The sequence below is a fragment of the Ruegeria sp. BF6 genome, assembly GCF_056538665.1.
Map to the genome: position 1 here is coordinate 55,872 of NZ_JBQFTN010000007.1, position 13,034 is coordinate 68,905.

Consider the following 13,034-nt stretch of genomic DNA (forward strand, 5'->3'; position numbering starts at 1 on the left):
GAGTTTGGGAGGTCTTCATGACACGCGTATCCGTCGAGTACAAAGATCACATCGCTCATGTCACCCTGACGCGCGGCGACAAGATGAACGCGCTGGATGACGCGATGGTCAAGGCGCTTCTGTCGGCCGGGCAAGAGGTCGCGGCCTCGGACGCGCGTGCCGTGGTTCTGTCGGGTGAAGGCAAGAGTTTTTGCGCCGGACTCGACATGGCCAGCTTTGCCAAGATGGCCCATATGGATCCGACCGAGTGGTTGATGGCCCGCAGCCATGAAGATGCCAACGAGATGCAGGAACTGGCCTTGGTCTGGCGGCGCGTGCCGGTGCCGGTGATCTGCGCCATTCAGGGCGTGGCCTATGGAGGTGGTCTGCAAATCGCACTGGGCGCGGACATCCGTATCGCACACCCCGAGGCGAAGCTGGCGGTGATGGAAATGAAATGGGGCATCATCCCCGATATGGGCGGGATGGTCCTGTTGCCGCAACTCGTGCGATCGGACGTGCTGCGTTTGCTGACCTACACCGCGCGTCCTATTGGCGCGCAGCAGGCGGCGGATTGGGGGGTGGTGACCAAACTCTCGGACGACCCGCTGACCGAGGCGCAAGCGCTGGCAGAAGACATCGCGGGCAAAAGCCCCTCGGCCATCCGGGCCGCCAAACGCCTGATCGAAGTGGCAGAGACCAAAACCCGGGCCGAAGTTCTGCTGGAGGAATCCGCTGAACAGGTCGAACTGATTGGCAAACCCGATCAGATGGAGGTCGTGATGGCGCAGATGCAGGGCCGCAAGCCCGAGTTCAAGTAATCAGCGCATAAAAGCCCGCCGCGCGTCACGTGCCATATTGTATCGCATCTCAAGGTCCGCGATCCGGGCCATGGCGGCTTTGCGTTCATCCCGGTCGGTCAGGCTGGCGTAGTTCTTTCGCGCCGAGTCCAGCCTTTTCTTGATCTCGAACTCTTCAGGAAGGACTCCGGCCTGTGCCATGATCCGATGACTGGCTGCAATTGCGGGGTCACTTTGCGCTTCGCTGGAGCGGTCTGGCAGAGGCCGTCCTTCGCCTTCGAGACCTTGCAAGAGGCCCTCGGACTGTGCCTTTTTGATCTGGCGTTCGATCAGTTTTCCCAGTGATCCAAGCATGGAGAGAGGATACCTCAGCCATTATTGCTTTGAAAGCGGCTACCGTGCTCGAAGTGTCACAAGATAGACGATCCCGCCTGCCAGTAATCCCCAGACGGCCGCCCCCAGACCAAAGACCGAAATGCCAGAGGCTGTGATGGCAAAGGTCAGAATTGCGGCTTCTCTTTCGGCAGTCACCTCAAGTGCCGCGTGGGTTGCATTGGCCAAAACCCCGATCAGCGCAATTCCCGTCAATGTACTCATCAGCAAAGGATCGGCATGTACGGCAAAACCGGTAATCGCCACCGCAAAGATGCCGAACAGACAATAGAACACACCCGCCATCACGGCCGACCAATAGCGCTGGGCCGGGTCGGGGTGGCTGTCCTCGTTTGAACACATCGCGGCGGTGATCGCGGCGAGGCAGGTGGCTGGAGCGCCAAACGGGGCTGACAGAATGCTGGCCGCACCCACCGAAGAAAACAGCCGACCAGGCGCAGGCGTATAACCAAAGCTTCGCATCACCGCGATGCCCGGGATGTTCTGTGTTGCCATAGTTACAATGAAAAGCGGGATTCCGATGCCGATGATGGAAGCCAGCGAGAAAGTCGGCATCGTCCAGACCGGTGCGGCCATCAGATGAGATAGTGCAACCGGTGTATCGCCTGCATTCAGGACCACAACAATCGCTGCAGCGATCACCGCCGCAGGGACGGCGCACAGTCGATTGATACGCCCGGCGATGAACCACGTCAGGATCACCGGCAAGGCTTGCCAGGGCAGGTCAACGGCTGCCTTGAACGGGACGATGCACAGGGGTAGCAGAACGCCTCCCAGCATAGCCTGTGCCAGCGTCGTCGGAATTGCTGCGGCCAACCGCCCCAATGGGCGCCAAAGCCCGGCCAGCACGGTTAGCGCGCCTGCACACAGGAACGCCCCTACGGCATCCGAGAAACCCGCCGCGGGCATCGCGGACACAGCCAACAGCGCGACGCCCGGTGTCGACCACGCGACGCTGATGGGTTGCCGGTACCACAGGCTGAGGCCAATGCCCGCCAGCCCCATGGCAATGGCGGCCATCATCAGCCCTGAGGCGGATTCCGACGGTGACGCCCCCATGGCTGCCAATCCCTGTAACACGATGGGGAATGAGCTGAAGAACCCGACAATAGCCACAACCAGCCCGGTCGAGACGGTTCGGATCGGCGGAATTGTGCGTGCCATTCTGACCTCGGGGCTTGCCACCGGCAATTGCTAACAAGGGTTAGGCTTTGGGGGCAAGTCCCTGCGTAAAAAGAAAACCCCACCGCCGGATTGGGAGGTGGGGTTTGGATTTAAGCGTTTTGTGAAAGGATCAAGATCAGGCGATTTCGGCCAGACGGGCGAGCGCCTCGTTCAGTTTTGCTTCTTCCTCTTCGCGGGCTGCAAGGTTGGCCTTGGCTTCAGCAACAACCTCTTCCGGGGCCGAGGCCACGAATTTGGGGTTGTTCAGGCGTCCTCGCAGACCGCCCAGTTCCTTGGCCAGCTTGCCCTTGGCTTTCTCCAGCCGCTCCTTTTCCGCGCCGATGTCGATGATATCCGCCAAAGGCAGGCCGAAGCTCGCGCCTGGAGCGGCAATCGAGATCGTGCCTTTGGGAAACGAATCCGCTTTGGTCAAACTTTCAATGCGAGCCTGACTTTTGATAAGCGCTTCGTTGCGATCCCAAGCCTCCTGACCTTTCGGATCGATATCCGTAACCAGCATCGAAACGAACAGACCCGCTGGAACGCGCATTTGCTGCCGCGCCGAGCGAGTGTTGTCGATCATGGAAATCACCCAGTTCATTTCGGCTTCGGCTTCGTGGTCAACGAGGTCCGCCGCAGAGTAAGTTGGCCAATCCTGATGAACCAGCATCTTGGAAGTGTCGCCGGTCTCGTAGCCACGGCTCGACGTGGCGTTCCAGATTTCCTCACTGACGAAGGGCATAACAGGGTGCATCAGGATCATGAATTGATCGATTGCCCACGCATAGACTTGACGTGTTTCCGCTTTGGCGGCTTCGTCATCCCCTTGGAAGATCGGTTTGGTGAATTCCAGATACCGGTCACAGAAGGTGTTCCAGAAGGTAGAATACAAAGCATGCGCGGCGTCGTTAAAGCGATAGCTTTCAAAGCTGCTATCAACCGTTTCGCGCAGCTTGGCGACTTCACCGATGATCCAACGGTTCAGCGTCAGGCTGGCCTTGGGCGGCATCGCGCCGCGCTCGGCGTCGAAGGCACCGATGACGTTGCAGCCGTAGGACGAAGCCTGCCAAATCTTGGTGACGAAATTCCGGTATCCGGTGATGCGTTCGCGGGACAGTTTCAGCACGCCGCCAATCGCCGCCATCGAGGCGTTGGTGAAGCGCAAGGCGTCGGCGCCGAATTCGTCCACGATTTCCAACGGGTCGATGACGTTGCCGGTGGTTTTGGACATCTTTTTACCCTTCTCGTCGCGGACGAGCTGGTGCAGGTAGACGGTGTGGAACGGGATCTGATCGACCACGGCCAGCTGCATCATCATCATCCGGGCGACCCAGAAGAACAGGATATCGAAGCCAGTGATCAGAACGTCCGTGGGGAAGTAGCGCTCTAGCTCCTCGGTCTGCTCAGGCCAGCCCAGCGTGCCGATCGGCCAGAGGCCGGAGGAGAACCAGGTGTCGAGGACGTCGGGGTCGCGCCAGACCGGATAGACCAGCTTGGTTGGGTCCTGTTCAACCGCATACTGCGCAAGGCTCTCGGCGAACCGATGCATTGCCTCGTGTTTGTCCGCGACTTCAACGACGGTAGCGTGGCTCAGCGGGCTGGGAATGTCGGCATTGTCGTTGAGGAACTTTTCAGTGACCGCCTCGAATGTCGGCGCACACTCCATGACGCTGCCACGGTGCAACATGCCACCTTCATTGAGCAACCGGCCCAGTTCAACGAGATCAAGATTGCCGTCATTTTCATCATCCATGAAATTCTCTGCGGACAAATCCAGACCGTACCAGACCGGAATCTGATGCCCCCACCACAGTTGGCGCGAGATGCACCAGGGCTCGATGTTTTCCAACCAGTGGTAATAGGTCTTCTCGCCCGATTCAGGGATGATCTTGACTGTGCCGTCCTTGACCGCATCCAGAGCGGGGCCGACGACCTTTTCGGCATCTACGAACCACTGGTCGGTGAACATCGGTTCGATCACAACCTTCGAGCGGTCGCCGAAGGGCTGCATGATCGGTTTGCTCTCGACCAGCGCGACTTGCTTGTCTGCGCCTTCGTGGTCCGGCTTCAACGCGGTCGAACCCAGACGCGGATCATCCGCGCGGGTCATCACGGCCAAACCATCGGCGGTGATTTCTTCAACCACCTTCGCACGTGCCTCGAACCGGTCGAGGCCACGCAGGTGATCGGGGACGAGGTTGATGGCGTCGATCTCGTTCTCGGTGAACTCACGCCCACGCGCGTATTCCTGCGCTTTTCCCGCCTCGTCGGCGTAAGGCGCACCATCGGCCCGCATCGCGCCCTTGGTGTCCATCAGGCGGTACATCGGAATGCCGCCGCGTTTGGCGACCATGTTGTCGTTGAAGTCATGCGCGCCGGTAATTTTCACCGCGCCCGAGCCGAAATCGGGATCGGGGTAGTCATCGGTGATGATCGGGATCTGGCGGCGATGCTCTTTCGGACCAACCGGGATTTCGCAAAGCTTCCCTACAATTGGCGCGTATCGCTCATCCGACGGGTGAACCGCAACCGCACCGTCGCCCAGCATGGTTTCCGGGCGGGTCGTGGCGATCGAGATGTAGTCGCGCTCTTCCTCAAGGATGACGTTCCCGTCCTCGTCCTTTTCGACATAGGTATAGGTCTCGCCCCCGGCCAGCGGGTATTTGAAGTGCCACATATGGCCCGCGACTTCGATATTCTCGACCTCAAGGTCGGAAATCGCGGTCTCGAAATGCGGGTCCCAGTTGACCAGACGCTTACCGCGATAGATCAGGCCCTTTTCGTACATGTCGACGAAAACCTTGATCACCGCGTCGTGGAAGTTGGCAGAGTTCTCATGGCCCGTGCGCGGATCACCCGACGCACCGGCCATGGTAAAGGCGTTGCGAGACCAATCGCAGGAGGAACCCAGGCGCTTCAACTGCTCGATGATCGTGCCGCCGTACTCGCCTTTCCATTCCCAGACTTTCTCAAGGAATTTCTCGCGCCCCAGTTCCCGGCGACCGGGCTGCTGGGTGGTAGCCAGCATCTTTTCTACCTGCATCTGCGTGGCAATGCCTGCGTGGTCCTGACCGGGCTGCCAAAGCGTGTCAAACCCGCGCATCCGGTGCCAGCGGATCAGAATATCCTGCAGCGTGTTGTTGAACGCGTGACCCACGTGCAGCGCGCCCGTCACGTTGGGCGGCGGGATCATGATGGTAAAGCTCTCGTCGCGTGATTTGTTCGCGCCTGCCTTGAAGGCTCCGGCCTGCTCCCAGGCCTTGTAAATGCGGGCCTCGGCCTCGGCCGCGTTGAATGTCTTTTCCATCGCCATGGGTGCGTCCTGCGTCATCAATCTCGGGTCAGCGCCTGCAATAGCGAATGCGCAAGGGAAGGGGAAGGGTCTGCGGACGCACTGGACAACGAACTGGCGCAGCCTAATGTCGCCTGCAGGGCATCGACGGGAGCATGCAATGAAAAGGTTCGGAAAAAGCCAACCGCTCAAACGGACCGAGGATCAGCGCTTTTTAACCGGGCAGGGGCGGTACATGGATGATGTAGTGCCAAGCGACGCGCTGTTCGCCGCCTTCTTCCGCAGCCCGGTTGCCCATGGTCGGATCACCGTTCTGGATCTGGATGCCGCGCGCGAGGTGGAAGGTGTGCGGCTGGTCATGGTGTTGGACGATCTGACCGAGGCGGGGATCGATACAGTATTGAAGGCGGCCACAGTGACCAACCGGGATGCCTCCAAAGCGGCGGCACCTGACCGGCATATGCTGGCGAAGGATCGGGTTCGGTTTGTCGGCGAGCCGGTGGCGGTGGTGATCGCGGACACTCCGATGCAGGCCTGCGATGCGGTTGAGTTGATCTGGATGGAGACCGACGATTTGCCTGCCAAGCTGGATGTCGATGCCGGAGGGGAGCCGCTGCACCCCGAAGCCCCTGACAATCGCGCCTTTGACTGGGGGCTGGGGGATGAGGCCGCGACCGAAGCCGCGTTTCAGCAGGCCGCCCATACGGTTTCACTGAACGTGGCTGACAACCGGGTGATCATCACTTCCATCGAGCCGCGCGGGTGCCAGGCGCATTGGGCCGATGGGCGGCTGCATTTTGCCTATGGCGGACAGGGTGTCTGGGCTATGCGCGCGCAGCTGGCTCAGAAGTTGAAACTGAAGCCGGAAACTATCCGTGTCACCACCCCGGACGTAGGGGGTGGGTTCGGCATGAAAGTAATGCCGTACCCTGAGTATTTCTGTGTCGCAGTAGCCGCGATGAAACTGGGCAGGCCCGTTCACTGGATGTCGGATAGGTCCGAAGCGATGCTGTCCGATCATCATGGCCGCGACCTGACCTCTCTGGCCGAGCTGGCCTTTGATGCCGATCACCGGATCACCGCCTACCGTGTCCACAGCAAGGTAAACCTGGGAGCTTACAACAGCCATTTCGGGCAGGCGATTCAAACCGACCTGTTCAGCAAGGTGCTAATGGGAGGGTATGACGTACAGACCACCTATCTGCGGGTCGAGGGCTTTTATACCAACACCACGCAGGTCGACGCCTATCGCGGGGCGGGACGGCCTGAGGCGATCTATGTGCTTGAACGGGTCATGGACCGAGCTGCACGCGAGCTGGGTGTCGACCCTTGGGAGCTGCGGCGGAAGAACTTTATCCGGCCCGAGTTGTTTCCCTACAAGTCCGCGACAGGCGAAACCTATGACGTCGGCGATTTCGATATGGTCCTGACCCGTGCGGGTGAACAAACGCGGGGTTTTGTTGCCCGCAAAGCTGCCGATGCCGAGCGCGGACTGATCCGGGGGCAAGGGCTGTGTTATTATATCGAGAGCATTCTGGGCGACCCCTCCGAAAACGCGAAGATCGCATTCTGTGAGGATGGAACCGTGAACCTTTACGTGGGGACACAGTCAAACGGGCAGGGGCATGAGACGGCCTATACCCAGTTCCTGTCGGACCAGACGGGCATTCCCATGGACAGGATCACCATCGTTCAGGGGGATAGTGATCAACTGCCCCACGGTGGCGGTACAGGCGGGTCGCGCTCGGTCACCGTGCAGAGTACGGCGACGCTGGCGACAATCGACGTCATGATCGCCGCATTCATGCCTTACCTTGCCGATAAGATGGGGATCGAGGAGGCTGACGTGAGTTTTGATCACGAAACATTCCGCGCACCCGGATCGAACCTGACACCGACCCTGACCGAGGCGGTTGAGATGGCTCGCGCCGATGGCCGCACCGACCTGCTGCAGCACGAAGCGCGCGCCAACCTAGATGCCCGCAGCTATCCCAACGGCGCACACGTTGCCGAAATCGTTATCGATTCTTTCACCGGTAAAACATGGGTGGACCACTATACAGTCGTTGATGATTTTGGTAACCTTATCAATCCGATGCTGGCCGAAGGACAGGTGCATGGCGGTGTGGTCCAGGGCATTGGACAGGCCCTGACCGAGCATGTTGTGCATGATGCGCAAGGGCAACTGCTCACGGCTTCGTTGATGGACTACGCCTTGCCCCGCGCGGCCGAGATACCCATGATAAAGTTTACCTCGGCGCCGGTTCCGTCAACTTCCAACCCGATGGGTATGAAAGGCTGCGGAGAGGCCGGCACCGTGGGCGCGCTGGCCGCTGTGGCAAACGCGGTTCAGGACGCGCTTTGGGATCACGGGGTGCGGCAGGCGGATATGCCTTTCACACCCAGCAGAGTATGGGAATTGTTGACACATGGTTCTGTCGCGGCTGAGTAGAAAGGTACTGGGATGGCTCGGGCGGCCTCTGCGGTCCGAGCACTCGGCCGAGGCGCTGCACCGTGAGCCTGTCAGCCATGTCATCATCCTCGACGGCACCATGTCGACTCTGGAGCCGGGATTTGAAACCCATGCGGGTCAGGCGTTCCGTCTGTGTCAGGAAATGGGTGGCAAGGTCTCGGTGTTCTACGAAGCGGGGGTCCAGTGGGAAAGCTGGAAAACCTCGCTGGACGTGATGATGGGGCGCGGGATCAACCGGCAGATCCGTCGCGCTTATGGCTATCTGGCGTCGCGCTACAAACCCGGTGATCGGATCTATTTTATCGGTTATTCGCGCGGGGCCTACGGCGTGCGCAGCCTTGCCGGGGTGATCGACATGATTGGCCTGCTCAAGGCCGAGCACGCCACCGTGCGCAATATCAAACAGGCCTACCGCCACTACGAATGCAATCCCGACGGCACCGCAGCCCGGTATTTCCGCGATCAGTTCTGCCACGAAGAAATCGCCATCGAGATGATCGGTGTCTGGGACACTGTCAAAGCGCTGGGCCTGCGCCTGCCGCTGCTGTGGCGCCGGGCCGAGGAAAAGCACGCATTCCACAATCATCAACTCGGACCTGCTACCCGGCACGGTTATCACGCCATGGCGCTGGACGAAACGCGCGAGGTTTATGAACCGGTTCTGTGGGAGTGTACCTCTGATTTCAATGGTCACGTCGAACAGGTCTGGTTCCGGGGCACCCATGGCGATGTCGGTGGGCAACTGAACGGGTTCGAAGAGGCGCGGCCGCTCAGCAACATTTCCCTGATCTGGATGCTGGACAAGGCCGAGCTGCACGGGTTGCCTCTGCCGGACGGCTGGCGCGACCGGTTCCCGACTGCGACCACCGCGCCTTCGGTCGGAACCTGGCGCGGCTGGGGCAAGATTTTCCTGTTGCGCAAACACCGGAAAGTCGGGCGCGATCCCTCAGAACGCCTGCATGTCTCGGTCGCACCGGATGAATTACCGGGCTGGGTGCCGATGCCGGATTTGCCGTCGCATCCGGCTCAGTAAGGGCCAGCCGGGGACGCAGACCTTTGTGACTGGTTTGATCAGCGCATCCGGGCGCTCAACCAGATCGAAACACCTTCGTCGCGGCGACCAATTGAAGATGCGTTCTTCTTCGGGATCATCGACAATTAGCAGGCCGTGAAAGTACCATTCGGAAGTCGACTTGTAGCCGGCCTTTGCTGTGTAGAATGAAAACCCACGTAGTGGCGCAAGGTTTCGATCGGAGAATTTTCCACGTGTTCGGCGATGCAATAGGATGAACCATCCGCGATCACACGTGTTTAAATAAGGATCATCGGGACGGTCAGCAAAGACCACAGCGCTGCGACAACCGACACCGCTATTCCAAGCATTGCAAAACGTGAGGGACGTACTTTCCTATCTTTTCCGGACCAGATAGGAACCCAAGCCCAATGCAATTGTCAAGGTAAGACCATGGAGCAGTTGAATGGTGGAAAATAGAGAGAGCACGCCAGAGGCTAGTGTGAAGAAAACTCCAATAAGAATTGTGGCGCCGAAAAGGGTGTGGGTGAGCAAAGCGGGTATCCGGCGCAGTCCCATGAAAACCATAGCTGAAAGGATCAACGGCACCGCAGGCGCAATCCAAACCACAAGATACATGGCCTGTATCCCGAATGGGAAAGTTCCGAAGGAATAGTCCGGCTCGAAGACAGTTCGTTCCAATTGTCAGGCGACACATAGTTCTGCCACCAGCGACAGAACCTTGCCATTTTCGCCTCACTTCCTTTATCCAGCACCTAGACCAATTTCAATGACCCTGACTTCCCTTTTGGGAAAATCAGGCTGATTTGCAGATCAGACGCCGAAGGCGCCTGTTCCTGCTGATCTGCCAAGTGGCGAACGCGGATGGGGGCGGGGCAATGCTATTCGACTGTGGTGGTGCGGCCAGCAGGCGCAGCCGAGGATACGGTGTTGTCTAATAGGGTTGCCCGAGGGGGAAGGCAGCGTCTTACCCCTGATGGCCAGAGGCGTTTGGCTTGTCCAAATCCTGCTGGCCCCAAAACAAGTGCGGAAGCGTAGGCTGCGCCGTCACTCTATGTGCCAGAACACGTTGTTTTTTTAAAGAATGGGCGGGAACCGGACATTCGCGGCAGGTGTTGGAAACGCCTCGTACCAATGTATTTAAAGCCAACTTTGGCGTCATCACGTAGACATGCCCAGGTTCTCTTCAGGAAATCATTTGTCTCCTGGATATCGGACAAGGGTATGGTTGGAGAGAATTCGATTATCGAGATCAGTTTCCGTTCTCCTTTCTCATAGCTAACATTTTTTTTTGCAGCGCGAGTTTCTAATGTGTCGCCGATCGAAGCGACGCTCATCGCAAGCAATAGCAGGGAGTGGGGTTGATGCACTAAAAATGACGGATCAGAGCTTTCGGCGATTCTGAATTCGAGTGCCGTTCTCAATCCACTTGAAGTTATCCAAGCAACCTTTGTCTCGTCAGTACAGACGAGGTTGAGTTCAAAGTTCCGTTTATTCTCATTTCAGCCGTTGGTGGTTGTCGCAGCGAACTTCCGCTCTCCGCCCATGGTGTTTTTCGTTGCGGTAGCCGAGTGCGCAAAGCAGCCGTTCGATTTCGAAGGGTCAACGACAGCATCGTCCCCCGAGGCAGCCTTTCGTACTCGTTCCAATGAACGGCCATCACTCAACCAGAGATCGCTTCACATAAAACTGCTACTGCGACGTTTGGGGTTTGTAATGGTGGTGCAGAGCAACCCTTGGTTGCGGAAGCTTAGTGTTCTCATCCCTGTTAATAAGGCCGCCTGATGCAGCGGGGTTAGGATGTTGAATAATGAACTTACGAAATTCGTCTGGTAAGCACAGATATTAAACTTGCCTATCAGGTCCCGTGTCGCTGATCCAGTTGTTGGTGCAAGGCAGCAACAACAGCGAGCTACATAGCCTCCAGCGTATGTGAGAGACCGTTTCGGATGTGATCTTCCAACAGCTTGATTGCGGTGCCCGCGTCTCTGGCCAATGCGGCATCGAACATGCCCTTGTGCTCCCTTACGGCCTCTTCGCCGCGATAGGTCAGCACGAGCATCTGATACCGCAGATACTTGTCATAGATGATCGAGTGCAGAGACAAAAGGTTCTTGGAGTTGCAGGCTGCGATCATCGCTTGATGAAACTCCCAATCATATCGTTTCCAGGTTTCTTTCTCGGACTCGTCGCCCTTGAGAAGCTGCTGTTCCATCAGGTGCAGTTTGTGGTGTGCGGCAACGAGGTTGCCTTCCCAGTCCGTGTCGCCGTTCGCGATGGACAACTCCAAAGCGTGGCATTCCAACAGGACCCGCAGCTCTGAAATCTCGGTCAGGTCTTCTCGTGAAACCGGCGTGACCAGGAAACCTCGTTGCTCGGGAGCTTCTACAAATCCGTCACTGGCGAGCCTGTTCAGCGTTTCACGAAGTGTCGAAAGGCTTGCCGAGTAGCGCTCCTTCAAGGCGTCCAGCTTCAGTTTGGAGCCGGGCTGCAGCTCCCCGAAGATGATGTCCCGCTTGATGCGCTGATAGGTGCTTGCACCTATCGTAGACGGCTGTTTCGCCATGCGTTTCACCCGATATTATCAGTTTCCTCGTTCAATTAGCATTTTTCAGAGACATCAGCAATCCAAACTGATGTATGGTAAAAATAAAAATATCATACATTATTGCGGAATCGCGAAAACCCCAATACGGTCGTGGCCAAGTTGGGCAAAGCAGCCTGATCGCAATCATCGGTTTCGGGATTTTCCGGACCCTCCGGAAGGAAGCAAAGTGTCTAAGAATTTTCGCATTGCCATTGTCGGCATTGGTCTTGTTGGACGCCGCCACGCAGACGCTATCCGAGCGTTGCGTCATGTTGATCTCGTCGCGGTGGTCGACCCCAGCGATGAAGGTCTTGCTTACGCCGCTGAGCACGGGGTCGCGTGCTACGAGACCCTCGAGGGAATGTTTGCAAATCAGACGCCAGACGGAGCTGTTCTTGCGACCCCGACCACGCTTCATGTTGAACAAGGCCTCAAGTGTGTTCGACATGGTTGTCCCGTTCTTGTCGAAAAACCGATCGCCGTAGAAGCAACCGCTGCACTTGAGCTTGTTCAAGCAGCGGAGAAGGCCAATGTGCCACTGATGGTCGGACATCATCGTCGACACAATCCTCTGATCCGGTCGGCTAAGGAAGCCATTGTCGGTGGGAAGATTGGCGATGTGCGGGCTGTCCATGCGAATTGCTGGTTCTATAAGCCAGACGAGTATTTTGATGCTGCGCCTTGGAGAAAGAAGCCCGGTGCAGGGCCCATCTCGGTCAATCTTGTCCACGATGTAGATCTGCTGCGGTACCTGGCCGGAGAAGTCATGACCGTACAGGCTCAGTCGGCTGCATCGCAGCGGGGTTACGACAACGAAGATGTTGCCGGTGCTCTGTTGACGTTCGAAAGCGGGGCGATAGGGACCATAAGTGTGTCCGACAGCATCGTCGCTCCGTGGAGCTGGGAGATGACGTCTCAGGAATATCCAATCTATCCTTCAACCACTGAGAGTAGCTACATGATAGGTGGCTCTCATGGTTCGTTGTCTGTTCCCGATCTTCGCCTGTGGAGTTACCAGAGAGAGCAAAGGGATTGGTGGACGCCAATCTCATCAACCGCGCTGAAGAAGGGTGCCTCTGACCCTCTGGTCAATCAACTCAGGCACTTTGTTGAAGTTGCTCGGCGCGAAGCAGATCCAATTGTGTCTGGATGGGAAGGTTTTAGAACACTTCAAGTTATTGAAGCCATTCAGAATTCCTGCAGGACTGGCGAGACTGTCAGGATAGGAAACCTTCAGGAAACGCAACAACAGAGATTGCAGGTAATGAAAAATATCTGATATTTTGTAAAAAATCTTGCAAAATTACCAAAAT

9 protein-coding genes are annotated in these 13,034 nt (G+C 57.7%); 4 read left to right on the top strand and 5 right to left on the bottom strand.

What is annotated here, in order from left to right:
• Positions 1-17: 17 nt before the first annotated feature.
• On the top strand, positions 18-800 hold the full coding sequence (locus tag ACR0IM_RS15700; protein ID WP_480642967.1) for a crotonase/enoyl-CoA hydratase family protein: 783 nt from the start codon (positions 18-20) through the stop codon (positions 798-800).
• Here ACR0IM_RS15700 and ACR0IM_RS15705 read toward each other — a convergent pair whose 3' ends face one another.
• The 3 genes from ACR0IM_RS15705 to ACR0IM_RS15715 form a co-directional block, all read right to left on the bottom strand.
• A complete protein-coding gene (locus ACR0IM_RS15705; RefSeq protein WP_480642969.1) occupies positions 801-1,133 on the bottom strand; it encodes a DnaJ family domain-containing protein in 333 nt (110 codons plus the stop codon).
• A 39-nt stretch (positions 1,134-1,172) separates the two neighbouring features.
• Positions 1,173-2,336, bottom strand: coding sequence for a benzoate/H(+) symporter BenE family transporter (locus tag ACR0IM_RS15710; RefSeq protein ID WP_480682487.1), 1,164 nt, complete (start codon positions 2,334-2,336; stop codon positions 1,173-1,175).
• A gap of 136 nt (positions 2,337-2,472) precedes the next feature.
• On the bottom strand, positions 2,473-5,649 hold the full coding sequence (locus ACR0IM_RS15715) for a valine--tRNA ligase (protein ID WP_480593880.1): 3,177 nt from the start codon (positions 5,647-5,649) through the stop codon (positions 2,473-2,475).
• A 139-nt stretch (positions 5,650-5,788) separates the two neighbouring features.
• Here ACR0IM_RS15715 and ACR0IM_RS15720 point away from each other — a divergent pair, with 139 nt between their 5' ends.
• Both ACR0IM_RS15720 and ACR0IM_RS15725 read left to right on the top strand, forming a co-directional pair.
• Positions 5,789-8,080, top strand: coding sequence for a xanthine dehydrogenase family protein molybdopterin-binding subunit (locus ACR0IM_RS15720; RefSeq protein WP_480682488.1), 2,292 nt, complete (start codon positions 5,789-5,791; stop codon positions 8,078-8,080).
• Positions 8,058-9,134: a DUF2235 domain-containing protein gene (locus tag ACR0IM_RS15725; RefSeq protein WP_480593878.1), complete on the top strand. Its 1,077-nt coding sequence runs from the start codon at positions 8,058-8,060 to the stop codon at positions 9,132-9,134. The genes ACR0IM_RS15720 and ACR0IM_RS15725 overlap by 23 nt, the downstream gene beginning before the upstream one ends.
• A gap of 375 nt (positions 9,135-9,509) precedes the next feature.
• Here the strand turns inward: ACR0IM_RS15725 and ACR0IM_RS15730 are convergent, their stop codons facing one another.
• Together ACR0IM_RS15730 and ACR0IM_RS15735 are read right to left on the bottom strand one after the other, a co-directional pair.
• Positions 9,510-9,752, bottom strand: coding sequence for a hypothetical protein (locus tag ACR0IM_RS15730; RefSeq protein ID WP_480682489.1), 243 nt, complete (start codon positions 9,750-9,752; stop codon positions 9,510-9,512).
• 1,294 nt (positions 9,753-11,046) lie between these two features.
• On the bottom strand, positions 11,047-11,700 hold the full coding sequence (locus ACR0IM_RS15735; protein ID WP_480642971.1) for a GntR family transcriptional regulator: 654 nt from the start codon (positions 11,698-11,700) through the stop codon (positions 11,047-11,049).
• Here ACR0IM_RS15735 and ACR0IM_RS15740 point away from each other — a divergent pair.
• Positions 11,699-13,000, top strand: a complete 1,302-nt coding sequence (locus ACR0IM_RS15740; RefSeq protein WP_480682490.1) for a Gfo/Idh/MocA family protein — start codon at positions 11,699-11,701, stop codon at positions 12,998-13,000. The genes ACR0IM_RS15735 and ACR0IM_RS15740 overlap by 2 nt on opposite strands.
• Positions 13,001-13,034 lie beyond the last annotated feature (34 nt).